The organism is Corynebacterium mucifaciens (genome assembly GCF_012396315.1).
In the GTDB taxonomy this organism is placed as follows: domain Bacteria; phylum Actinomycetota; class Actinomycetes; order Mycobacteriales; family Mycobacteriaceae; genus Corynebacterium; species Corynebacterium mucifaciens.
In genome coordinates, this window is sequence record NZ_JAAXPF010000001.1 from 31,646 (window position 1) to 55,406 (window position 23,761).

A 23,761-nucleotide genomic window follows, 5' to 3' on the forward strand; every position below is an offset into this window, starting at 1 on the left:
ATGCCGTAGGTTAGAGGTGGATTCAGGCGAAAGCCATGTCAACGACGACAGCGGAGGTGACCCGTGACCGCGACGAGACCGCACCACACACTCCAGCAGGGCCAAGTGCAGCGCAGCTACGTTATGGCGGATCGAGGCGCGCGTCCTGTCATCCGCGGCTGGTTCCACCTCGGCGCGGCAATACTCTCGGCGCTCGCGGCGGCGGTGCTGATCACGTTCGCGTGGATGACGCTGCGGTGGGTCCAGGCCCTCGGGGTCACGGTGTACGGTGCCGGGTTGTTTCTGCTTTTCGGGGTCTCCGCGATGTACCACCGTTGGCCGTGGCGTACCGCCAGCGCCGTCCAGTGGTGGCGCCGGGCGGACCACGCCACGATCTCGGTGTTCATTGCCGCCACGTACACGCCGCTGTGCCTGACCGTCTTCGAGACGAAGACTGCGGCGGTGATGCTTGCCGTCGCATGGGCGGGCGGCATCGGGGGAGCGGTGCTCAACCTCGTGTGGATCAACCACCCGCGCTGGCTGGACGTGGTGGTCTACGTCGGGCTGGGGTGGGTCATCGTCCCGCTCCTCCCCACCCTGTGGCGCGAGGCGGGTGCGGCGGTGGTGTGGCTACTTTTCGCGGGCGGGGTGATCTACACCCTCGGCGCGCTGGTGTACGGCTTTAAGTGGCCGGGGAGGTCAGCGCGCTACTACGGCTACCACGAGCATTTCCACACCGCGACGGTCGTGGCGGCCGTTTTGCACCTCGTCGCCATCTGGATGGTTGTGGTGCAGGCGGGGTAGCGGCTACGCCTCGCCGGTGAGTTCGCGCAGTTTCGCGCGCACAGCGGAAGCCTCCGGGTTGGTGGCGTGCGTGCCGTCGGAGTAGAGCACGGTGGGGATGATGCGGTTGCCGTCGTTGACGGACTTGATCCATTCGTTGACCTCGCCCATGCCGTCGGCGTCCACGTCCACCACGTCGTAGGGCGTCTCGGTGCGGTCAAGGCGCTCGCGCAGCTTGCGGCAGAACGGGCACCAGTCGGCGGCGAAGATGGTGACGGGCGAGGAGGTTTCGGGGGTCTTTACAGTCATGTCAGATCCTTTCAAAGCGTTGGAATTTGTATCGCAGGCCGGTCTCGGAGGTGCGCCACTCGCCGTCGCGGCCGAGCGCGAAGTCCGCGTCGATCCGGGGCGCGTAGACGGCTCTGGATGCGGGGATGTCCGGATGGACGTCGATAAGCGTGCGCTCGATGACGTCCACCTCGTCGATGGTGGCCTCGTAGACTTGCGCGCCGCCGATGATCCACGCGTCCGTTTCTAGGTCGGGGATGTCGCGGGAGACGTACGCGCCGCGCGACCACGTGCCCGGCTGGCGCGACGACAGCACGTGGTTCGCACGCCCCGGCAGGGGGCGGGTGGGCAACGATTCCCACGTCCGGCGGCCCATGATGATGGGGTGGCCGAAGGTGATCTCCTTGAAGTGCTTCAAGTCTTCCGGCAGGTGCCAGGGCATGCCCGCGCCGTCGCCGATGACGCCGTCCAGGCTTTGCGCCCAGATCGCGCCCAGGGTCACACGCTGCGTCATACGGAAACCTCCGCCTTGATGGTGGGGTGCGGGTCGTAGCCGACGACCTCGATGTCGGCGAAATCGTAGTCGAAGATGGACGCCGCCTTGCGCAGGCGCAGCTGCGGGTACTCGCGCGGGGAGCGGGAGAGCTGCTCGCGTACCTGCTCGACGTGGTTGTTGTAGATGTGGCAGTCGCCGCCCGTCCAGATCAGCTCGCCGACCTCCAGGCCCGCCTGCTGCGCGAACATGTGGGTCAGCAGCGCGTAGGAGGCGATGTTGAACGGCACGCCGAGGAACATGTCGGCGGAGCGCTGGTAAACCTGCATAGACAACCGCCCGTCGGCGACATAGAGCTGGAACAGCAGGTGGCAGGGCATGAGCGCCATCTTGTCTAGCTCTGCCACGTTCCAGGCGGAGACGAGGTTGCGGCGGGAATCCGGGTTTTCCTTCAGTGTGCGCAGCACTTCCTCGATCTGGTCGATGTGCCCGCCGTCCGGGGTGGGCCAGGAGCGCCACTGCACGCCGTACACGGGGCCGAGCTCGCCGTCCTCGTCCGCCCACTCGTTCCAGATGCGCACGCCGTTGTCCTGCAGCCAGCGCACGTTTGAATCGCCGCGCAGGAACCACAGCAGCTCGCCCACGACGCCCTTGAAGTACACCTTCTTGGTGGTCAGCAGGGGGAAGGACTCGGACAGGTCGTAGCGGATCTGGCGGCCGAACACGGAGCGGGTGCCGGTGCCTGTGCGGTCGCCCTTCTCGGTTCCGTGCTCGAGGACGTCGCGCAGCAGATCCTCGTACGGGGTGGAAATCACTTGGCTACTCCTTCGAAGGTTCCGTGCTCGTCGCGGTAGCGCGCCGCCGCCTCCAAGATGTCGTCGGCGAGCTCCGGGCGGCAAATCACGATGTCCGGAATGTAGGTGTCGGCGTTGTTGTAGCGCAACGCGGAACCGTCGAGCCGGGAGGCGTGCAGCCCGGCGGCCAGCGCGACGCCCACCGGTGCGGCTTGGTCCCATTCGTACTGCCCGCCGGCATGAACGTAGGCATCGTAGTCGCCGAGCAGCACGTGCATCGCTTTCGCGCCCGCAGAACCGACGGGCTCCGCATCGAAGCCCAGCGCCTGCGCAACGTGCGCGGCCACGGCCGGGGGCCGGTTGCGCGACATCGCCACCTTGCCCGCAAAAGGGCCCGAGACGTGCCGCACGTCGGACGACTTGAACACCACGCCCAGGTCCGGCAGCCCCACCGCTGCGTGAGTGGGCACCCCGTCTTCCACAAGCGCGACGTGCACCGCCCAGTCCTGGCGGCCGGTGGCGAATTCCTTCGTGCCGTCGAGGGGGTCGACGATCCAGACGCGGTCGTTGCTCAGCCGGTCGTGGTCGTCCGCGGCCTCCTCGGACAGGAAACCGTCCTCGGGCCGGTGTTGCGCAAGCACGCGCGCAATCCAATTCTGCGCGAGCTCGTCGCCCGCCTCGCCGAGCTCGCGGCCGCGTAGCAGCCCCACCCCGCGCACGCCTTTGAGGATCTCCCCAGTGCCCTCCGCAATGAGGTTTGTCAGCCGGGAATCCGAGTACTGAGCAGTCATGCGTCCGACTCTACCGCCCACTCGGCTACGCAGGCTAAAGTCTGCACAATGAGCTCGCCAATCCTCTCCCGCTTCCACCCGCAGGTGGCCACGTGGTTCGAGGAGGTGTTCGAAGCGCCCACCAAAGTCCAGGAGGGCGCGTGGGAGGCAATCAGCCAGGGCGAGAACGCGCTCGTTGTCGCGCCAACCGGCTCCGGTAAGACCCTGGCTGCGTTTTTGTGGTCCCTCAACGCTCTCGTGGAGCGCGCCGGGCAGCAGGCCCTGCCTATCGACGGCGCTCACGCCTCCACGCACGGCGGCGTGCGTGTCCTCTATATCTCCCCGCTCAAGGCGCTCGGTGTGGATGTGGAGAACAACCTGCGCGCACCGCTCAACGGCATTGCCCGCGTGGCGCAGCGCCTGGGCCGCGACATGCCGGACATCTCCGTGGCGGTGCGTTCCGGCGACACCCCGCAGAGCGAGCGCAACCGGCAGCTGCGCAAGCCGCCTGACATCTTGATCACCACGCCCGAGTCGCTCTACCTCATGCTCACCTCCAAGGCGGCGGGCATCCTGAGAACTGTCGACACGGTCATCGTGGACGAGATCCACGCGCTCGCCGGCACGAAGCGCGGCGTGCACCTCGCCTTGTCGCTCGAGCGGCTGCGACGGCTCGCGGGTAATTTCCAGCGCATCGGGCTTTCCGCTACCGTGCGCCCGATCGAGGCGGTGGCCAACTTCCTCGGGCCCAAGACCACCATCATCAACCCGCCGGCGGAGAAACGCTGGCGCTTGGACGTGCGCGTGCCTGTGGACGACATGTCCGACCTGCCCGTGCCCGAAGACGCCTCGACCATCGGCGACGCAATCTTCGACGACGCACTGTCCGACGACGATGAGTCGTCTCCGCCGCCGCCCGGCGCGACCAACTCGATCTGGCCGCACATCGAGCAGGCGGTGTACCAGCAGGTGATGGAGCACCGCTCCACCGTCGTGTTTGTGAACTCGCGCCGCACCGCCGAGCGGTTGACCAGCCAGCTCAACGAGCTGTGGGCGAAAGAGCACGACCCGGAGGCGTTAAGCCCCGCAACGCGTCGGCCCCCGGCGCAGCTGATGAAATCCGTGGATACCGCAGGCCACGCCACCCCGGTGATCGCGCGCGCCCACCACGGCTCGGTGTCCAAGGACGAGCGGGCGATGACCGAGACGATGCTGAAGGAAGGCTCGTTGCGCGCGGTGGTGTCCACGTCCTCGCTGGAGCTGGGTATCGACATGGGCGCGGTGGATTTGGTGATCCAGGTCGAATCCCCGCCGTCGGTCGCATCCGGGTTGCAGCGCGTGGGGCGCGCCGGGCACTCGGTGGGCGCGGTGTCCGAGGGCGCGTTTTACCCCAAACACCGCTCGGACCTGGTGCAGACGGCGGTGACGGTGCCCCGGATGCGCGAGGGGCTCATCGAGGAGCTGCACACCCCGCGCAGCCCGCTGGATGTGCTTGCGCAGCAAACCGTCGCCGCGGTTGCGGTGGAGGACCTGGATGTCGACGAGTGGTACGACACGGTCCGCCGCGCGTGGCCGTACCGCGACCTCGCGCGCGAGGTGTACGACTCGGTGATCGACCTTGTTATCGGCATCTACCCCTCCACGGACTTCGCCGAGCTGCGCCCGCGGGCCATCCTCGAGGGCTCCACCTTGAAGGCCCGTCCCGGCGCCCAGCGGGTGGCGGTGACCAACGCGGGCACCATTCCGGATCGCGGCATGTTCGGCGTCTTCCTGCTCGGCTCGCAGGAAGGGGACAAGGCCCCCCGCCGGGTCGGGGAGCTGGACGAGGAAATGGTCTACGAGTCCCGCGTCGGCGATGTGTTCACCCTCGGCGCCTCGAGCTGGCGCATCGAAAACATCACGCGCGACCAGGTGCAGGTGTCTCCTGCGCCGGGGCACACCGGGCGCCTGCCGTTCTGGACCGGCGACGGGCTGGGCCGGCCCTATGAACTCGGGAAAGCCCTGGGCGCGTTCCGCAGAGAAGCAAAAAGCTCCCTCGACCCCAGCCTGGACGAGCGCGCCCGCAAGAACCTTCTGCAATACCTCGAGGAGCAGGAGGAGGCCACCGGCATCCTGCCGGACGAAACCACGCTGGTGCTCGAGCGGTTCACCGACGAGCTGGGGGACTGGCGGGTGGTGCTGCACACCCCGTTTGGCAAAGGGGTTAACGCCGCGTGGGCGCTGGCGACAGGCTGGCGTGTGGCGCAGGAGACCGGCATGGACGCCCAGGCGGTGGCGGGCGACGACGGCATCGTGCTGCGCCTGCCGCAGGGGGACAAGGAGCCGGACGGCAGCCTGTTCCAGTTCGACGCGGACGAGATCGCCGACATTGTCACCGAGCAGGTGGGCAACTCGGCGCTGTTCGCCTCCCGCTTCCGCGAGTGCGCCGCCCGTGCGCTGCTGTTGCCGCGCCGAAACCCCGGCAAGCGCGCACCGCTGTGGCAGCAGCGCCAACGCGCCGAGCAGTTGCTCGACGTCGCCCGGAACTACCCGTCGTTCCCCATCATTCTGGAGACGGTGCGCGAATGCCTCCAAGACGTCTACGACCTCCCCGCGCTGCAGGAGGTCATGCGGGACGTCAACACCCGCCGGGTGCGCATCGCCGAGGTGACCACGGATACGCCAAGCCCGTTCGCGTCGTCGCTCCTGTTCAACTACACCGGCGCGTTCATGTACGAGGGCGACACCCCGCTGGCCGAGAAGCGCGCCGCGGCGCTGTCGCTCGACCCGTCGCTGCTGGCCAAGCTGCTCGGCACCGTTGAGCTGCGCGAACTCTTAGACGCGGACATCATCGAGGAGGTCGACGCGTCGCTGCGGCGCGTGGGCCGCGCCGAAACGTCGGAGCAGTTCGCGGACACCCTGCGCATCGTGGGGCCCGTGCCTATCGACGCGCTCCGCCTCTACACCACGGTGCCCCTGAACTCGCTCGAACAGAGCCTGCACGGGCGCATGATGCGGGTGCGCATCGGCGGCCGGGAGCACGTCGCGCAGACCCTCGACGCGCCGCTGCTCCGCGACGCCCTCGGCGTGCCCGTCCCGCCCGGCGTGGCCGCGCAGGTGCAGACCATCCCTGACGCCCTGGCGCAGCTGGTTGGCCGCTGGGTGCGCACCCGCGGCCCGTTCACGCTCCGCGACTTGGCGGACGCGTTCGGGTTGGCGGTCGGCGCTGCCCACGAGCCGCTGTCGCGGCTCATAGAGAAGGACAAAGTCATCCCCGGGCGCTACCGGCAGGGGATCGACGAGGAAGAATACGTTGCCGCTGAGGTCCTGCGGATCATCCGTTCGCGGTCGCTGGCGGCGGCGCGCGCCCAGACCCGGCCGGTCTCGCAGTCGGCGTACGGGCGCTTCCTGCCGGCGTGGTCGAACGTCGCGCCGGCTGGTGTTGTGCCCGCGCTGCGCGGGGCGGACGGCGTGTACTCGGTGCTGGAGCAATTAGCCGGTGTGCGGCTGCCCGCGTCCGCCTGGGAATCGCACATCCTGCCCGCCCGCGTGGGGGATTATTCGCCCGTCATGCTCGACGAGCTCACGGCCAGCGGCGAGATCAGCATCGTCGGCGCGGGCAAGGCCGGCGCTCGCGACCCGTGGATCATGCTGCTGCCCGCCGACTACGCCGCGCAGCTCATGCCGCAGGTGGACGAGCCGCTGTTGTCGCTCACCCAGTCTCAAGTGATGGAAAAGGTGCGCCGCGGCGGCGGGTTCCTGTTCCAGGATCTGCTTGAGCCGACAACGACCACCGAGGAGCTCCGGGAGGCCATGTGGGATCTGGTGGAGGCTGGGTTGTTGTCGCCAGACTCGTTCGCCCCTATCCGGGCGCGCCTGGCTGGCGGGAAGACGGCGCACCGGGCGAAGCGGAGGCCGTCGAGAAGCAGGGTGCGCTCGGGCCGCACCAGCTTTGCCACGCTCACCCCGCCCGACATGATCGGCCGCTGGTCGCTCACGCCGGAGCCGGACGCGGACGCGACGCGCTGCTCGGTGGCGCTGGGGGAGTCGCTGCTGGACCGCTACGGGGTGGTCACCCGCGGGTCTGTGGTGGCGGAGGACATCCTCGGCGGGTTCGCCTTGGCCTACAAGACCCTGTCGGGTTTTGAGGAAAGCGGCAAAGCGATGCGCGGTTACCTCGTCGACGGATTGGGTGCCTCTCAGTTCTCCACGCCTGCGACCATTGATCGGCTGCGCGGGCATCAGGATTCTGACGACCTGGTCGGGTGGCCGTCGGGCGCGAAAAACCCGCACGTGCACGTGCTCGCGGCGACCGACCCCGCGAACCCCTACGGTGCCGCGCTCCCGTGGCCGGAGCAGGGCCCTACCCGCTCGGCAGGCGCAATGGTGGTGCTCATCGACGGCCTGCTCGCCGCCCACGTCACCCGCGGGGGCAAAACGATGACCACGTTCTTCGACGCGTTCCCGGAGGGGATTGACGACCCGATGCCCCTCGTCATCGACGCGCTGACGCAGGCTGTCAGGGCAGGACGGATGCAGCCCTTGGGGGTGGAGAAACTAAACGGCGGGCCCGCATTCGAGTTGAAGGGCTACGGCGCGACCGTGAGCCACAAGGGCGTGAAGATCGGCGGCAAGGCTGCGGCGCCGCCGAAGCGGCGCGGCCGGAGCGTGGCCGAGGCACTGGGGGAGCTGGACGACGACAGGGCTGAGCCTCCGGACGGTTTGAGCTTCGATGACTAGTTCACATTGGAAGCGCATGCTTTCTAGGGCCGCAACGGCATCCGGTGGGTGGGTCGATGGTTGGCCTGGGCCGCGCGCCCCGGTGGCGGTGGAGACGTCGGCCAGTGAGTTTCTGCAGGTGGTGGAGCCGACGTTGCTGCACGTTTCGCCCGGATCCGGTTGACGGCAGAGTGCATGGCCGCGTCCGAGGTGTTGGTATGGCGGCTGCCGTCCGCTTTGACCAAGACGGCACCGCCGGTGTCGGGGTCGTAGTCCATGTACCCCTTGTTGAAGGAGCCGTCCCGGTGGTCGTTGTTGCACCGGTGGTGGGTGGGGCACAGGCCGGTGAGGTTTTCGATGTCGGTGGCACCATAGCGCAGCCAGGAGATGATGTGGTGGGCCTCGCACTCGCTCATGGCGGTCGTGCACCCGGCCCAAGCGCACACGCCTTGGACGGCGAACATGGCGATGCGCTGACCCACCGATGCGAGCCGCCGGGAACGGCCGAGGTGCAGCGGCACCCCGGTCAGACCGTCGACGGTGAGCAGGAAATCGCTCGTGCCGTCCATGCCCAGCCGAACCAAATCGAAGGCGTTGAGCTCCACCCCGACGTTCGTTTGGAACAGCGTGTTGGTGTCGGCCTCCGCGAGGTCGTCCAGGGTGACCGAGACAACCACCGATGCTGCGCCACCGTTAGCCGCCTGCTGGTCCTCTTCGAACTGGCGCAGGATGGCCATGAACTGGTCGTAGCGGCGCTGGCCCTTCGTGCGCGGGTCGCGATCGCCCTGGAGTTCTTCGGGGATGTTGGAGTTCGGCGACAGGCCCTTGTCAGTGAGCGCCTTGTATAGGGCGTAGTCGCCACGGGTGAGTGAAAGCGTCACGCCGTAGGTGCCGTCACTGTTCTCTTTGCCCAGCGATGCCTCGCGCTTCTCAAACCCCGCGTTCGGGTTCGCCTTCGCGTACGGCTTGTTCGCCTCGTCGACCAGCCGTTTGACCAATTGCCGCAGATCTTTCTCGTCGCGGTACTTCGCCTGCTCCATCGCGCGGGCATAGATCCGCATCCGCTCGCCCTCGGCTGCCTTGAGCAGCTTGTCTAGCTCGCGGCGGATGATGTCCTGCTTGGCGGCCGGAATTTCGTCGGCGCGCTTGCGCGCTTCTTCCTGGTCCTTTCGGCGGCGCTCCGCTTCTTCCTTAGCGGCCTTGCGCGCGGCCTCCTCAGCGGCGATGCGGTCCTCGTCCGAGCCGTCCTCCTCGAAAAGTCCACCCAAATCCGGCTCAGGCGGAGGCGGCGGTGCGAACAGCGCCTTCGCCCGCGCGATTCGGTTGTACGCCTCGCCGCGCGAGATGCCGAGCTTCTCAGTCAGGTACGCGTCCGGGTGGTTCGCACCGACCAGCTTGCCGGCGTCCGCCAGCACGCACGCTTGCGCGAAGGACGCATCCACGTACGCCTTCTTGTCCATCGCGCGTTCGAGGCGCGCGATGTCGCGGGTGATGGTGGCGAGGGGGAGGGCCGAAGGATCGTCGAGAAGCTGACGCAACTGCGACAAGCCGTCGACGACCTGGTCCACGAGCTGGGCAACTTCGTACATCGCACCCTCCTTTCCGCAACATTTCGCGGGTGTTGAGGGTCAATGTATCGGTGTGCCCGACACATCAAACCAAAAATAGAACAGGTGTGCTAAATTAGCTGCTTGACCAGGTGGTTAGCTGCCACAAGTCTGAGTCGCGGGTTCGCCTCGCGCACGTCTTTCACCGCGCGCACAAACTGCTCCTTGGGGTCGGTGCCGGTCTCCGCGAGCACCCCGCGCGCCCACTCGGTCGCGGCGTCCATGTCCGGGAGGAAACCCACCAGCGATTCCTCCGGCGTCGGGCCAGTGTTGAAGATACTGCGCAGAAAGCGGAACATAGACGTCACTATGCCCGAAGGTGATTCTGTCTACCAGCTTTCCAAGCGCCTGCAGTGGATGGCAGGCCGCGAGGTCACTGCGACCAGCATCCGCGTGCCGCGCTACGCCACCGTTGATTTCACCGGCATGACCTGCGAGCGCGTCTGGCCCTACGGCAAACACCTCTTCATGCAGTTTGGCAAAGACGGCCACCAGCCGCAGATTCTGCACACTCACCTGAAAATGGAGGGCACCTGGTCCATGCACCGCGCCGGCGCCAGGTGGAAAAAGCCCGGCCACGCCGCACGCGTGGTGCTCAGGCTTAGCGACGCGCCAAAGGCCGACATCGAACTGGTCGGCTTCTGGCTCGGCCTAGTCCGCGTCTTCCCGGCGAGGGAGTACGACCAGGAGATGGGCTACCTCGGGCCAGACCTGCTCGACCCGAACTTCGACGAGGAGGAGGCGGTACGGCGCATCCAGGCCGAACCCGACCGTGAGATTGGGCGCGCGCTGCTGGATCAGCGGAAGCTCGCCGGCATCGGCAACGAGTACCGCGCGGAGATCAACTTTCTCGCCGGTACCCACCCGGCAGAGTTGGTGCGGAACGTGGACGTCGAGAAGCATGTGCGCCTGGCACGACGCCTGATGTGGGCCAATAAAGACGCCCCCGTCCGCGTGACCACAGGGATCAAACGGGCGGGGGAGACGAGCTACGTGTTCGGCCGCAACAACAAGCCGTGCAGTCGATGCGGCACCTTAATCACCAAGGGCTTCCTCGGTGGGGAAGGGGACCTCGAGCGGGTTATTTGGTGGTGCCCGCAGTGCCAGCCTGAGCCTGGCGCTCCCGCACCGCACGGCGAATGAAGAACACCAGGAAGCCCAAAATGATCAGTGCCAGCACCACGTAGATGACGCTGGAATACGTGTCCGCGTAGCCGGTCGCTTTTTCCCAGTTATCGCCGAGGATGTAGCCCAGGTAGATCAGGATGGCGTTCCAGATGCCGGAACCCAGCGTTGTCCACAGGCCGAAGGTGAGCAGGTTCATGCGGTCCAGGCCAGCGGGGATGGAGATCAGCGAGCGCACGCCGGGGATGAGCCGGCCGATAAACACGCTGGGTTTGCCGTATTTGTGGAAGAAGTTCATCGCCGCGTCCACGTCGGAGGCACGCACCAGCCACATCCAGTCCGCGATCTTGCGCAGTCGCTCCAGCCCCAGCCACGCACCGACGCCGTACAGCACGTAGGCGCCGATGACGGAGCCCAGGACAGACCAGATGAACACGTTCAACATGTTCAGCGAGCCCTGCGCAACGGTGAAGCCGGCGAGCGGCAGCACCACCTCGGAGGGGATCGGCGGGAACAGGTTCTCCAAAAGGATCGCCACGCCCACGCCGGGCGCACCGAGGGTCTCCATCAGACCCACAATCCAGTCGATGATGCTCTGCATTGGGCCTATCTTGCCCTACTCAACCTCGAGCGTCCAAGTGTGCACCGGCGCGTCTGCCTGCGAGTTCTTTAGGTATTGGCGCACAACACGGGCCAAGCCTTCGGTTCGCTCCTTCGTCAGCGGCTTCGATTCGGACGCCACCCGCTCCAGCGCGGCGAGCTGCCAGACAGCGCCGTTTTGGCGGGTGCGCACCCTTCCCTCGATCACGCCGAGGTACTCGTCCGCGCACGCTTGATCGACCTCAAGCGAGCGCAGGCCCTCGGACGCCAGCTCCAGCAAATGCTTCTCGACGAGCTCCGCCACGCCAACCGACCCCAGCGTCGGCCACTCCATTTCCGCCTGGATGCCGTGCTTGGCGCCAGCGAGGAAGTTGCGCTCCGCCGCGTCGAAACTCAAACGCGACCACACCGGGCGGGTTTGGTTGCTCAACGCCTTAACCAGCCCGTAGTAGAACGCCGCATCTGCAACGATGTCGGTCACGGTGGGCCCGGCGGGCAACAGACGGTTCTCTACGCGGAGGTGGCTGACCTCCCCATTCGGATCGTAAATCGGCCGGTTCCACCGCCAGATCGTGCCGTTGTGCAGGTTGAGGTAGTGCAAGCCCGGGTTGTCGCCGTTCATGAACGGCGCGCCTGCCTCCGCGCGTCCCTCCGGCAGCAGGGGAGAGAAGTAACGCACGTTTTCCTCGAAAAGGTCGAACACGCTGGTGATCCAGCGCTCGCCGAACCACACCCGCGGACGCACGCCCTGGTTGACAAGCTCCTTGGTGCGGGTGTCGATGGCCTGCTTGAACACCGGGATGCGCGATTCGTGCCAGAGCTTGTGGCCCATAAACAGCGGCGAGTTCGCCGACAAGGCCACCTGCACTCCCGCAATCGCTTGGGAGGCGTTCCACGCGCTTGCGAAGCGGTTCGGCGCTACCTGCAGGTGCAGCTGCATCGAGGTACACGTCGATTCCGGCGCGATGGTCTCGAAGTAGTGCGTGTATTTCTCGTCGCGCCGGAAGTCAATTTTCACCAGCTCGCCGCGCGATTCCAGGATGGAGCTATTCAGCCCGGCGTAGCGGTTCTCCCGGGTCATCCACTCGTCGCTGTCCAGAAACTGCGAGCTCATGGTGGGAAGCGTGCCCACCATCGCCAGGTGCGAGCCCGCCTCTTCGGCGGCATTGCGCACGATGGCGAGGCGCTCGGCGACGCCGTCGGCAAGCCGCGCGAGGCCGTCACCCGCAATGCTCAACGGCGGGTGGTTCATCTCCACGTTGTACGCGCCGATTTCGGACTGGTACTCGTCGTCCAACAGCGCCAGCACCGCCTGGTTGTTGGGGTGCGGCCGCATGGCGTCGTCAACGAGGTTGAGTTCGAGCTCCAGCCCGATCGTGCCGTGGTCCACAAACTCTGCGCCTTGCAGGTGGCGGTCAAAACGCTCCAGTTCGTCTTCGAGCCGGCGCCTGTAGGTGGTGCGTTGGCGCGGGGTATAGGACTCGGATGAAATTGCGTCGCCCATTAACGGTGCTCCCTGTACCAGGTGATCAAATTGTCTGTGGATGCATCGCCCGTCGCGGGCTGTTCTTTCCCAGCCACGGCTGCAGCGAGGTCGTTGGCTTGGGATTTGCCCAGCTCCACGCCCCATTGGTCGAATGCGTTGATGCCCCAGATGGCGGCCTCGACAAACACGATGTGCTCGTACAACGCGATGAGCGCGCCGAGGCTGTGCGGGGAAAGCTCCTCCGCGAGGATGGTGGTGCTCGGTCGGTTGCCCGGCATGACCTTGTGCGGTGCCAGCGCGTGCGGTACACCCTCGTTCTCAATTTCTCGCTGGGTTTTGCCGAATGCCAGCACCTTCGTCTGCGCGAACAGATTGCCCATCAGGAGATCGTGCATGGATCCTTCACCGGATGCGGTGGGAAGGTCTTGGCGCGGTTTGGCAAAGCCGATGAAATCCGCTGGCACGAGCGTGGTGCCTTGGTGGATGAGCTGGAAAAACGCGTGCTGGCCGTTGGTGCCCGGCTCGCCGAAGTAGATCTCGCCGGTGTCGTGGTCGACGCTTGCGCCGTCGATACGCGTGTGCTTGCCGTTCGACTCCATGGTGAGCTGCTGCAAATACGCAGGGAAGCGCGCGAGGTCCTGGGAGTAGGGGAGGACGGCGTGCGTCTGCGCCTTGTGGAAGTTGCGATACCACACGTTAAGCAACCCCATCAAGACCGGCACGTTCTCGCTGAACGGGGTGAGGCGAAAGTGCTCGTCCATGGCGTGGAACCCGTCTAGCATCCGCATGAAGTCGTTGGGGCCGATGACCGCCATGAGGCTCAACCCGATTGCGGAATCCAGGGAGTAGCGCCCGCCGACCCAGTCCCAGAACGGGAACATGTTGGCGGTATCGATGCCGAATTCGGCGACTTTTTCCTCGCTAGTGGACACGGCCACGAAGTGTTTGGCAATTGCGGACTCGTCGCCGTCGAACTGCTGCAGCAGCCAGCGCTTCGCAGCGTGCGCATTGGCTAGCGTCTCCTGGGTGGTAAACGTCTTGGACGCGACGATGAACAGCGTCCGCTCTGCATCCAACTCGCCGAGTACTCGGGTCATGTCCGCCGGATCCACGTTGGAGACGAACTCTGCGGTGATCCCCGCGGTGGCGTACGTACGCAGCGCTCGCGTCGCCATTGCCGGGCCGAGATCGGAGCCGCCGATGCCGATGTTGACCACCTTGGTGATTGTCTTGCCGGTGTGGCCAACCCACTCGCCGCTTCGCAGCTGCGAAGCGAATTCGCGCATCTGGCCCAACACCTCGTGCACGTCTGCGGCGACGTCTTGGCCGTCCACAGTGAGCTTTGTGCCAGCCGGGGCGCGGAGGGCAGTGTGCAACACAGCCCGGTCTTCGGTGGCGTTGATGTGCTCGCCGCGGAACATCGCGGCGATGCGGTTGCCCAGGTCCGCCTCATCGGCGAGCGCGAGCAAGTGCCTTGCAATGTCGTCGTCCACCAGGTTTTTCGACAGATCCACCCGCAGGCCCGCAGCGTCGAAGGTGTAGCGCTGGGCGCGCTGCGCATCCGCTTGGAACAGGTCTCTCAATGTGGTGCGGGACTTCTCCGCGTGAAGTTTTTCCAGCGCGCCCCAGCTTTTTGTGGACGTGATGTTGTGCATGTCGGCCTTCCGGGTGGCGGTTGGTTGATCCTGGAACAAAGGTAGTCAAAACCCGAAGAGGGCGTGCGGAAGTCACCCCGCGTGGATAATGGCGACCATGAGCATCGTGAAAATCAACGCAATCACTGTCCCAGAGGGGGCCGGCAAGGAGCTGGAGCGCCGTTTCGCCGCACGCAAGCATTCCATCGACGGCCACCGCGGTTTTGAAGGTTTCCAGCTGCTGCGCCCTGTCAAGGGCGAGGAGCGCTACTTCGTGGTCACCCGCTGGGCTGACGAGGAGTCGTACCAGGCGTGGTGGGAAGGTGCCGGCCGCGCCGGGCACGGCGAAAGCGCAGGGGAGCAGCCCCGCAAGCCGGTGTCTCAGTCCGCCGAGCTGCTGGAGTTCGACGTCGTCCTCGACTCGCTGGACGAGGACTAACCGACACTCCCGTCGCCCGGAGCGACGCCCGGGAACTACCCCAGCTTGCCCCGGCCGAGCCGCAGGAGGATCTGCGCCAAGCCGGGGCCTTCTTCGCCCAGCTCGTCGCGGAACTGGTTGATGATGGCCACCTCACGCGTGTGCACTAGGCGAGTGCCGCCGGAGCCCATCCGGGTCTTGCCAATCGCCCGGGAAATCTCGCTGCGGCGCTTCACCGCGTCAAGGATGATGCGGTCTAGCCGGTCGATCTCCTTGCGGTACGCCTGAATCTCCGCGTCCGAAAGTGGGTCATCTGTGCCGGAAGGCATGCGGATTTCAAGCTCGCTCATGGCAGGTGATTATGCCAGTTCGAACACCCGCGCGGGTCGTGTCGGTGGCGTTAGTACAGTAACGGCCATGACTGATCTGACTCTGGGTTTGAATCCGCAGCAGCAGGCGGCCGTGGTCCACGAAGGCAGCCCGTTGCTCATCGTCGCAGGTGCGGGTTCCGGCAAGACTGCGGTGCTCACCCGGCGCATCGCCTACTTGTTGCAGCACCGTGGTGTTGCGCCGTGGCAGATCCTCGCCATCACCTTCACCAACAAAGCCGCGGCTGAGATGAAGGAGCGGGTGAGCCAGCTTGTCGGCCCAGAGGCGGGGCGGATGTGGGTGGCCACGTTCCACTCCGTGTGCGTGCGCATTTTGCGGCAACAGGCGCAGCTCGTACCTGGGCTGAATACCAACTTCACCATCTACGACTCGGACGATTCGCGCCGCCTGCTTGGCATGATCGCCAAGGACTTCAACCTGGATTTGAAGAAGTTCACCCCGCGGACCTTGGCCAACGGGATCTCAAACTTGAAGAATGAGCTTATTGGCCCGAACGAGGCGCTGACGAATGCGGAGCGCACCCACAACCCGTTCGAGACCACCGTGGCCAAGGTCTACGTGGAGTACCAGCGCCGCCTGCGCCGGTCCAATGCCCTCGATTTCGACGACCTCATCGGGGAGGTCGTGAGGATTTTCCAGGAACACCCGCAGGTGACGGATTACTACCGCCGCCGCTTCCGCCACGTGCTGGTGGACGAATACCAAGACACCAACCACGCCCAGTACGAGCTCATCCACACCCTTGTCGGCGCCGGCCCGGACGCGCCGGAGCTCGCCGTGGTGGGCGATTCGGATCAGTCGATCTACGCGTTCCGCGGCGCGACCATCCGCAATATCGAGGAGTTCGAGCGGGACTACCCGAATGCCAGCACCATCATGCTCGAGCAGAACTACCGCTCCACCCAGAACATCCTGGGCGCCGCGAACGCCGTCATTGCGCAGAACGAGGGGCGCCGTCCGAAGAAGTTGTGGACCGATCAAGGGTCCGGCGAAAAGATCGTCGGGTACGTCGCCGACAACGAGCACGATGAAGCGCGTTTCGTGGCCTCCGAGATCGATGCGCTCGCCGACAAAGGGGTGCCATATTCGGATATGGCGGTGATGTACCGCACCAACAATGCGTCCCGCGCGCTGGAGGACATCTTCATCCGCTCGGGGATTCCGTACAAGGTTGTCGGCGGCACACGCTTCTACGAGCGGCGCGAGATCCGCGACATCGTCGCTTACCTGAAGGTTCTGGAAAACCCGGATGACACGGTGAGCCTGCGGCGGATCGTCAACGTGCCGAAGCGCGCCATCGGCGACAAGGCGCAGGCCATGGTCGCGCTCCACGCCGACAACGCAGGCGTGAGCTTCGGGCGGGCGCTTATCGACGCCTCGGAGGGCAACGTCGAGATGCTAGGCGCACGCGCGGTCAACGCCATCCGCGGCTTCGTCGAAATGATGCAGCAGATTCGCGAGGCCATGCCTGATATGCGTAACGAGGTGACGGGCATGCCCGACCTCGGCGCCCTAATCACACGTGTCTTAGACGACACCGGCTACCGCGGGGAGCTCGAGGCGTCCAACGACCCGCAGGACGGCGCCCGCTTGGACAACTTGAACGAACTGGTCTCCGTCGCGCGCGAGTTTTCCTCCGAGGCTGCGAACCAGGTGGCGTACATGACGGATGAGGAGCTCGGGGAGGTCATGCAAGAAGGGGAGCCTGCCCCGGGGTCGCTGCAGGCGTTTCTAGAGAAGGTCTCGCTTGTTGCGGACGCAGACCAGCTGCCGGACAATGAGCAGGGTGTGGTCACGCTGATGACGTTGCACACCGCGAAGGGGCTGGAGTTCCCGGTGGTGTTCGTCACCGGCTGGGAGGACGGGCAGTTCCCGCACTTGCGCGCCCTCGGGGACCCTGCGGAGCTCGCGGAGGAGCGCCGTCTGGCGTACGTGGGCATCACCCGCGCGAAGAAGCAGCTTTACCTCACCCGGGCCATCCTGCGTGCGTCGTGGGGTTCGCCGGTGACAAACCCTGCCAGCCGCTTCCTCGCAGAGGTCCCGGAGGATCTCATCGACTGGCGCCGCCTGGAACCGGAGCGCTCATTCAGTTCGGACGCATGGGGCGCCCCCGCAACCTCGCGGACCCGCACCCAGCCCCGTGCTCGACGCGGCGGCACCGGCACGAAGGTGCACAAGAACCTCAATCTGGCGGTGGGTGACAGGGTCAACCACGCCAAGTACGGGCTCGGAACCGTAATGGCGGTTGAGGGTGCTGGCGTTCGCGAGACTGTCACCATCGACTTCGGCTCCTCGGGCACGGTTCGCCTGATCACAATCGGCGGCGTCCCGATGGAGAAGCTCTAGTTCGGTTAGATCCGGATTCCCTGGGCCGCGAACCACGGCACGGGGTCCACCTGGGTCTGCCCGTCAGGCTTGATTTCGAAGTGGAGGTGCGGGCCGGTGGACTGGCCCTCGCTGCCGATGGAGGCGATCTTTTCCCCGGCGCTCACGCGCTGTCCAACGGACACGTCGTAATAGCGCATGTGGCCGTAGACCGACACTTCGCCGCCGTCGTGCTTGATGACAACCCAGTTGCCGAAACCGCGGGCCGGGCCAGCGGCGATGACCGTCCCGTCCATCACCGCGTAGATCGGGGTGCCAAGGGAGTTGGCAATGTCGATGCCCTGGTGCACGGTGCCCCAGCGGGAGCCGAACCCGGAGGTGCAGCGGCCGGACGCAGGAAGCACAACAGTGCGGCCGTCAGCAGTGCGCCCGCGCTGCGGCGCAACCCAGTCGCTGCTTTGGGCCGGCGCGAACGCGGCTGCCAGCGGGGCATCGAGGGCGCGGGGGTCGTACACAACCTTGTATTCGCCAGCGGTGATCGTCGCGCCACTTTCCTTAATCGCGTCCGCCGCCTTGGTTGCCGCGTCGAGAGCCTGGTTTGCGTCGGAGATGGGGGTGCCGCCGATCGTGATGGTCACGGCATTGGCGGGGGTGGGGGCGATGACAAGTGCCAACGCCACTGCGGCCGAGACGGCTGCGAGGCTCGAAGGGAGACGTCGGTTCATAGTGGAGGGATACCTTTTCTCACGCTGTAAACGGGTCAGGCGCGGTCTCGGCCACGCACACAGGCGTCGAATCTAACGGTTGAAAGCCCCTGTCGCAACGCTGTGACGTGCACGTTTGTTCGAAAAGTCGGAGAAATTCCAGCGTCCATACAGCTCACCACGTGTGTTGCTGGAGTGAAAAATGTTGTCAATGGTATTTCTGAGGGGGTGACGCGGTTACCCCCGCGACATGCCGAAACGGCGCGTGGGGCCGCCCGCACCGGTGTTGGTGCGGACGGCCCCACGCGTGAGAGCGCGCCGTTGTGGCTTACAAGGTAATACCGCGGGCCGCCAGCCACGAGGCCGGGTCGATCGGAGTTACGCCGTCGGGCCAGATTTCGAAGTGGACGTGCGAGCCGGTGGAGAAGCCCTCGCTGCCCATGCCAGCGATGATCTGGCCAGGCTGCACAACGTCGCCGACGGAGACGTAGAGGGACTGCATGTGGCCGTAAACGGTGATCGCGCCGTCCTCGTCGCGGATGCGGATCCAGTTGCCGTACCCCTGCGCCGGGCCGGAGTCAATCACGGTGCCGCCGGCGACGGCGTAGATCGGGGTGCCCAGGGCGTTCGCGATGTCGACACCGTTGTGCGACGTGCCCCAGCGCGCGCCGAACCCCGAGGTGTAGGCGCCATCCGCGGGTTTGGTAAACAGCGGCGCGCGTGCAGCCTCGTCCAGGCGGGCGACCTCCTCGGAGTGGTGGACGGCCTTGTCCAGCTGCTCGGAAAGGTTCTCTACCGGCTTGTACTCGGCGATGGCCAAGATCTGCGGAGCTGCTTCCGCGGACGCGGCATTTTCGGTGGTGCCGCTCGTCTGCAGCTCGTCGGTATCAGCCGCGAGCTCGATGTTCACATCCTGATCATCGCTTTGGTTGCTGGTGATGGCACCGGCGACGAGACCAGAAAAACCAGCGGTGGAAACGGCACCGGTGGCTGCCGCGACAACGGCAACGCGCCCTTTGTTGGCGGATTGCTTGCGGTGCTTGCCACCCTGCTTTGTGGAGTTGAACATGTGCCCTCTTCGAGATCTTGCGTTGGTCACTTTCTTCTGCTGCTCACAGGTGGAATGTGACCTTCCTGTTATCTACGAGAGGTTACTGTAACGAATCGGTTTCACCGGAGCAAGATAGAAACTGAAAGTTCTTGTACATCGCTGGCTGGCCGCGAAGCGTTACATGTCACGGCGGCGGGAACTGAGGCTCGGGTGTCACTGTGCAAGGCCGGAAAGCCAGGGTGGCAGAGTAAAGCACGATGAGCACTACACCCAGTCAGAGGCCCCGTCAGCCGGAAGCCCGCCGCCAAAGCCGTAGGGGCGGATCGACCCGCAAGATCACCGGCATCAAGCGCACGGCGCAGCCAGACGCGGCGCCCGCCACTACACAGGAACGACTGCGCCACTACGCGCCGAATGCGCTCGTGCCGAATCTCGCGGTCGTGCTCGGTGTTATTGCAGTGTGTTTCGCGGTGATTCTGGTCGGCGGCTGGAGCCTCACGTATCTCCCAGGTGCGGTGGGTGAGGCCTGGCTGGCGCTCCATGGTGTGCCGCTTCGCATCGACGGCATCACGTTGTCGGCGATGCCCTTATTGCCCGTCATTGGCGTGGTGGCCGTGGTTGCGGCCCAGGTACGAAAGGCGACCGCGGGGCGCGTCAGCGTTTTGGATCTGCTGGCACTGCTCGGCCTCGTGCTGGGGGCACCACTGGTCTTGAGCATCATCGCGTTGTTTATGGTCTTCGACGCCTCCCACGTGTACGCGGTAGAAATGCCGCCGGTGGCACTCGCGCTTATGTGCCCGGTGATTGTGCATCTCGTCGGCTTCGTCCTCGGCGTGCGCCGCGTGGTGTGGCGCGCCCTGGCAAAGCGCCGCGGGGTGCCGGTGGAGGCGGTTGACGCCGCGGCGAGCGCGGCTCGCCTGGGTACGCGCCTGTTCGCCGCAGCGGGTGTTGTGTACGTGGTCACTCTTGCGCTGGGTTACAACCGGGTCAGTGACCTGCTCGCGCAGTATCCTCAGCTCGGAGCCGGCGACACGGTCGCGCTGCTCCTACTAAGCGTGCTGTATCTGCCAAATGCGGTCATAGCCCAGCTAACCCTCATGCTCGGAGGCAGTTTCAAATATGGGGGAGCGGACGTCAGCGTCTTCGTCGCCTCGAACGTGCCGTACCCGCCGCTGCCGCTCTTCGCCGCGATCCCGGCAACCATGCCGCAGTGGGCGCCAGTGGTGCTGGTCGTACCGGCGACGGTGCTTGCGCTGGCCTTCGTCGCAAAGCCTCTGCGCCTCGAGGATGTCGCTGCAGCCGCAACGTGGGCCGCGCTTTTCGGCGCGCTCGTCGGTGTGTTCGCATCGGGCGATGCCGGGGCGTACGGCCTTGTGGGCGCAGAGCCGTTTGCGCTGGCGTCGCTGCTGTTTGTGTGGGTGGCGCTGACGGGCGCGCTCGTGCGCGGGGTGGCCTTAGTGAGGCAACGCGCGACCGCGCGTAGCGGTAGTTAGACTGTTCGCCGTGAGTGACTCTGCAAAATCGGTGGCTGTCCTCGTTTCGGGTACTGGCACGTTGCTACAAGCGATTCTCGACGCCCAAGGGGCGGGTTACCGGGTTGAGCTGGTAGTGGCGGACCAGATGTGCCCCGGAATCCAGCGTGCGGAAGACGCCGGAATCCGCACAGCCGTGGTGCCAATGGAGGCCAACCGCGACGAATGGAACGCCAAACTCGCCGCGGCGGTGGCCGCGGCCGAGCCGGGCATCGTCGTTTCCGCGGGCTTCATGCGCATCCTCGGGCCGGCGTTCTTGGAGCAGTTTGAGGGGCGCACCATCAACACCCACCCATCATTGCTGCCCTCCTTCCCGGGCGCTCATGCGGTGAAAGACGCGCTGGCGCACGGGGTGAAGGTGACCGGGTGCACCGTGCACTACGTGGACGCCGGGTTGGACAGCGGGCGAATTATTGCCCAGCGAGCGGTCGAGGTGGACGCGGGGGACACTGAGGCGGAGCTGCACGAGCGCATTAAGAAGGCTGAGCGGGAGCAAATTGTGGAGCTGCTGCGCAACGCCGACATCGTCAACGGAAAGGCTGTGTTCAATGTCAACTGAGGCGAAGCGGGACATCAAGCGCGCCCTCATCAGTGTGTACGACAAGACCGGGCTGGAGGATCTGGCCCGTGCGCTGGGCGAGGCAGGCGTGGAAATCGTCTCCACCGGCTCCACCGCCAAGCGCATCGCTGATGCTGGCGTTGCCGTGACTGAGGTGGCGGAGTTGACCGGGTTCCCGGAGGTCCTCGACGGCCGTGTGAAGACGCTCCACCCGCGCGTGCACTCCGGCATCCTGGCAGACCTGCGCAAGGACAGCCATGTCGCCCAGCTGGAGGAGTTGGGGATTGAGCCGTTCCAGTTGGTGGTGGTCAACCTCTACCCGTTCGAGGAGACCGTCGCTTCCGGCGCGAACTATGATGAGTGCGTCGAGCAGATCGACATCGGCGGCCCCTCGATGGTCCGCGCCGCGGCGAAGAACCATCCGTCCGTGGCAGTTGTGACCTCCCCGCAGCAGTACGGCGACGTTGTGGAAGCCGTCAACAACGGCGGCTTCACGCTCGAGCAGCGTAAGCACCTCGCGCTCGACGCCTTTTCGCACACCGCGCGGTACGACACCGCGGTATCTGCCTGGCTCGCCTCGCAGCTGGGGGCAGACAGCCCCGTTTCCGGCCCGGACACGACGCCGCTGCGCTACGGCGAGAACCCGCACCAGGCTGCGCACCTCGAGGGCGAAGGCTGGGGCCTTGCGGCCGCGCAGCAGCTCGGCGGCAAGGAAATGAGCTACAACAACTACCAGGATGCCGACGCAGCGTGGCGCGCCGCCTGGGACCACGAGCGCGCGTGCGTCGCCATCATCAAGCACGCCAACCCGTGCGGCGTGGCGGTGTCCGACACCTCGATTGCGGACGCGCACAAGAAGGCACACGCCTGCGACCCGGTCTCCGCGTATGGCGGGGTGATCGCCTGTAACCGCGAGGTCACGCTGGAATTGGCCGAGCAGATCAAGCCGATCTTCACCGAGGTCGTGGTGGCGCCGTCCTACGCTGCGGACGCGCTGGAGCTGCTGCAAACAAAGAAGAAGCTGCGCATCCTTCAGGTCGAGCCCAAGCAACAGACCGAAGAGCGCAAGCAGATCGCCGGCGGCTGGCTCGTCCAAGAGCGCGACAGCTTCCAGGCGGAGGGCGACTCCGCCGCGAACTGGACCCTTGCAGCCGGCGAGCCCGCTGACGCGCAGACGCTGGCGGACCTCGAGTTCGCGTGGCGCGCCGTGCGATGCGTGAAGTCGAACGCCATTTTGATTGCGGCCGAAGGGGCGTCGGTAGGCATTGGCATGGGCCAGGTCAACCGAGTTGATTCTGCGAAACTCGCCGTCGACCGCGCGAACACGCTCGACGAGGGCCACAACCGCACCAATGGCGCGGTCGCGGCCTCCGACGCGTTCTTCCCCTTCGCCGACGGCTTCCAGCTGCTCGCGGATTCTGGTGTGAAGGCCGTGGCCCAGCCCGGCGGGTCCATCCGTGACGAAGAAGTAATTGCCGCCGCCAAGGAAGCGGGTGTGACGATGTACCTCACCGGCACCCGTCACTTCGCCCACTAGAAAGGCAGTATCGTGCCCTCCAAGGTCGCTGCGCTGGCCCTCACCGCGGGCCTCGCGCTTCCCACGTCCTCCGTGCCGAATTACACCGCGATCGAACAGATCCCGGTGGTTGGTGAGCCCTTTGTGCAGACGTACAACCAGTTGCCGCAGCAGGTGCGTGACGCGGTGCGTCTGCCGCTGCCGTTGACTGCGTCGGGTCAGCATCACGCGGCATCTGCCGCGGAAATTCAAGCGCAGCTGGACCGTCTTGTGGCGGATGTGGTGGCGCGCCACGGTGGGCGAGCGGCGGTGTCCGTCGGCGGCTTCACCGCGGGCGACAACAGCCCGGTGCCGGCGTTTTCCACCATGAAGGTGCCGCTTTCCATCGCGGCGTTGCGGCAGGATCAGTCCATGTACCCCGATGCGGAGATCGCTGTGACGCGCTCCGACAACCCGGCTGCGCACCGCATGTTCGCCCGCGTGCCTGCCGCTGGGTACGAACGCGTGATCCAGGAAGCGGGTTCACGGACGTCGACCCCGGTTACGGCCAGAATGAGCACGTTGTGGACCACCAGCGACCAGGCCGAGTTCGCCTCCGGCTTGCGCTGCGTGCCCGGCCACGAGCCGGTGTTGGACATGATGGGGCGCATCGTGGACTACCAGCACTGGGGGCTGGGGCGCATCGGCGGCGCCCGCTACAAGGGCGGGTGGTACACCTACCAGGGTGGGCACCTGGCCCGTCAGTTCGGTCTCATCCCTGGGCCGAACGGCGACATCGCCGTGGCGATCACTGCCCACAACACGAAGGGGTACGAAGGCAGCTTCCGCATGCTCGGCGAGCTCGCCGACGGGCTTGCCGCAATGCGCGGCGACTTGCCCACAGCGCGCTGCTAGGCTTCTCACAGACGAAAGCAGTGATTGTTAACGGTGCCGTGCAGGGGCCGTACGGGAGGCGCGGGCATGACGAATCAAGGCTCCAGCAAGTGGACACCTGACCAGCCGCACTCGG

21 protein-coding genes are annotated in these 23,761 nt (G+C 65.9%); 9 read left to right on the top strand and 12 right to left on the bottom strand.

Translation table 11 applies throughout. From position 1 onward, the window contains the following. The first annotated feature begins 123 nt into the window (after positions 1-123). Positions 124-783 carry a PAQR family membrane homeostasis protein TrhA gene (gene trhA, locus HF989_RS00165; protein ID WP_168683667.1) on the top strand — a complete coding sequence of 220 codons (660 nt, stop codon included), beginning with the start codon at positions 124-126 and terminating at the stop codon, positions 781-783. Between the two features lie 3 nt (positions 784-786). Here the strand turns inward: trhA and HF989_RS00170 are convergent, their stop codons facing one another. The 4 genes from HF989_RS00170 to HF989_RS00185 are packed head-to-tail and all read right to left on the bottom strand — an operon-like array spanning position 787 to position 3,128. Further along, the gene (locus tag HF989_RS00170; RefSeq protein WP_168683367.1) at positions 787-1,071 is read right to left on the bottom strand and encodes a mycoredoxin; all 285 of its coding nucleotides are present in this window, start codon (positions 1,069-1,071) and stop codon (positions 787-789) included. Position 1,072: 1 nt separating this feature from the next. Further along, the gene (locus HF989_RS00175; RefSeq protein WP_168683368.1) at positions 1,073-1,564 is read right to left on the bottom strand and encodes a dihydrofolate reductase; all 492 of its coding nucleotides are present in this window, start codon (positions 1,562-1,564) and stop codon (positions 1,073-1,075) included. Further along, entirely contained in the window at positions 1,561-2,358 is a 798-nt protein-coding gene (locus tag HF989_RS00180; RefSeq protein WP_168683369.1) for a thymidylate synthase, read from the bottom strand. Before HF989_RS00180 ends, HF989_RS00175 begins: the two co-directional genes overlap by 4 nt. Continuing rightward, the gene (locus tag HF989_RS00185; protein ID WP_168683370.1) at positions 2,355-3,128 is read right to left on the bottom strand and encodes a 3'(2'),5'-bisphosphate nucleotidase CysQ; all 774 of its coding nucleotides are present in this window, start codon (positions 3,126-3,128) and stop codon (positions 2,355-2,357) included. The genes HF989_RS00180 and HF989_RS00185 overlap by 4 nt, the downstream gene beginning before the upstream one ends. Positions 3,129-3,176: 48 nt before the next feature. Here HF989_RS00185 and HF989_RS00190 point away from each other — a divergent pair, with 48 nt between their 5' ends. Beyond that, positions 3,177-7,826: an ATP-dependent helicase gene (locus HF989_RS00190; protein WP_168683371.1), complete on the top strand. Its 4,650-nt coding sequence runs from the start codon at positions 3,177-3,179 to the stop codon at positions 7,824-7,826. Positions 7,827-7,849: 23 nt separating this feature from the next. Here the strand turns inward: HF989_RS00190 and HF989_RS00195 are convergent, their stop codons facing one another. Continuing rightward, positions 7,850-9,394, bottom strand: a complete 1,545-nt coding sequence (locus HF989_RS00195; protein ID WP_168683372.1) for an HNH endonuclease signature motif containing protein — start codon at positions 9,392-9,394, stop codon at positions 7,850-7,852. A gap of 89 nt (positions 9,395-9,483) precedes the next feature. Beyond that, the gene (locus HF989_RS00200; RefSeq protein ID WP_168683373.1) at positions 9,484-9,711 is read right to left on the bottom strand and encodes a hypothetical protein; all 228 of its coding nucleotides are present in this window, start codon (positions 9,709-9,711) and stop codon (positions 9,484-9,486) included. Positions 9,712-9,721: 10 nt separating this feature from the next. Between HF989_RS00200 and HF989_RS00205 the strand changes: the two genes are divergently transcribed. Continuing rightward, the gene (locus HF989_RS00205) at positions 9,722-10,555 is read left to right on the top strand and encodes a DNA-formamidopyrimidine glycosylase family protein (RefSeq protein ID WP_168683374.1); all 834 of its coding nucleotides are present in this window, start codon (positions 9,722-9,724) and stop codon (positions 10,553-10,555) included. On the opposite strand, the gene HF989_RS00210 is transcribed toward HF989_RS00205, so the two are convergent. The 3 genes from HF989_RS00210 to pgi are packed head-to-tail and all read right to left on the bottom strand — an operon-like array spanning position 10,494 to position 14,278. After that, entirely contained in the window at positions 10,494-11,138 is a 645-nt protein-coding gene (locus HF989_RS00210; protein ID WP_168683375.1) for a DedA family protein, read from the bottom strand. The genes HF989_RS00205 and HF989_RS00210 overlap by 62 nt on opposite strands. A 15-nt stretch (positions 11,139-11,153) precedes the next feature. Further along, positions 11,154-12,641 (bottom strand): glutamate-cysteine ligase family protein, encoded by a 1,488-nt coding sequence (locus HF989_RS00215; RefSeq protein WP_168683376.1) that lies wholly within the window; start codon positions 12,639-12,641, stop codon positions 11,154-11,156. Beyond that, positions 12,641-14,278 (bottom strand): glucose-6-phosphate isomerase, encoded by a 1,638-nt coding sequence (pgi, locus tag HF989_RS00220; RefSeq protein WP_168683377.1) that lies wholly within the window; start codon positions 14,276-14,278, stop codon positions 12,641-12,643. The genes HF989_RS00215 and pgi overlap by 1 nt, the downstream gene beginning before the upstream one ends. Positions 14,279-14,375: 97 nt before the next feature. On the opposite strand from pgi, the gene HF989_RS00225 reads away from it, so the two are divergent. Further along, positions 14,376-14,696, top strand: coding sequence for an antibiotic biosynthesis monooxygenase family protein (locus HF989_RS00225; RefSeq protein WP_168683378.1), 321 nt, complete (start codon positions 14,376-14,378; stop codon positions 14,694-14,696). A 35-nt stretch (positions 14,697-14,731) separates the two neighbouring features. On the opposite strand, the gene HF989_RS00230 is transcribed toward HF989_RS00225, so the two are convergent. Then, positions 14,732-15,025: a chorismate mutase gene (locus HF989_RS00230; RefSeq protein ID WP_038610462.1), complete on the bottom strand. Its 294-nt coding sequence runs from the start codon at positions 15,023-15,025 to the stop codon at positions 14,732-14,734. A 67-nt stretch (positions 15,026-15,092) separates the two neighbouring features. Between HF989_RS00230 and pcrA the strand changes: the two genes are divergently transcribed. Beyond that, the gene (gene pcrA / locus HF989_RS00235) at positions 15,093-17,411 is read left to right on the top strand and encodes a DNA helicase PcrA (RefSeq protein WP_246233723.1); all 2,319 of its coding nucleotides are present in this window, start codon (positions 15,093-15,095) and stop codon (positions 17,409-17,411) included. 5 nt (positions 17,412-17,416) lie between these two features. On the opposite strand, the gene HF989_RS00240 is transcribed toward pcrA, so the two are convergent. Both HF989_RS00240 and HF989_RS00245 read right to left on the bottom strand, forming a co-directional pair. Continuing rightward, entirely contained in the window at positions 17,417-18,115 is a 699-nt protein-coding gene (locus HF989_RS00240) for a M23 family metallopeptidase (RefSeq protein ID WP_168683380.1), read from the bottom strand. Positions 18,116-18,422: 307 nt separating this feature from the next. After that, positions 18,423-19,163 (bottom strand): M23 family metallopeptidase, encoded by a 741-nt coding sequence (locus HF989_RS00245; protein ID WP_168683381.1) that lies wholly within the window; start codon positions 19,161-19,163, stop codon positions 18,423-18,425. Positions 19,164-19,402: 239 nt separating this feature from the next. Between HF989_RS00245 and HF989_RS00250 the strand changes: the two genes are divergently transcribed. The 4 genes from HF989_RS00250 to HF989_RS00265 are packed head-to-tail and all read left to right on the top strand — an operon-like array spanning position 19,403 to position 23,646. Next, positions 19,403-20,638 (top strand): cell division protein PerM, encoded by a 1,236-nt coding sequence (locus tag HF989_RS00250; RefSeq protein ID WP_168683382.1) that lies wholly within the window; start codon positions 19,403-19,405, stop codon positions 20,636-20,638. Positions 20,639-20,648: 10 nt separating this feature from the next. Continuing rightward, entirely contained in the window at positions 20,649-21,236 is a 588-nt protein-coding gene (purN, locus tag HF989_RS00255; protein ID WP_343033494.1) for a phosphoribosylglycinamide formyltransferase, read from the top strand. After that, positions 21,226-22,773, top strand: coding sequence for a bifunctional phosphoribosylaminoimidazolecarboxamide formyltransferase/IMP cyclohydrolase (gene purH, locus HF989_RS00260; protein WP_168683383.1), 1,548 nt, complete (start codon positions 21,226-21,228; stop codon positions 22,771-22,773). Before purN ends, purH begins: the two co-directional genes overlap by 11 nt. 12 nt (positions 22,774-22,785) lie before the next feature. Further along, entirely contained in the window at positions 22,786-23,646 is an 861-nt protein-coding gene (locus HF989_RS00265; RefSeq protein ID WP_168683384.1) for a serine hydrolase, read from the top strand. Positions 23,647-23,761 lie beyond the last annotated feature (115 nt).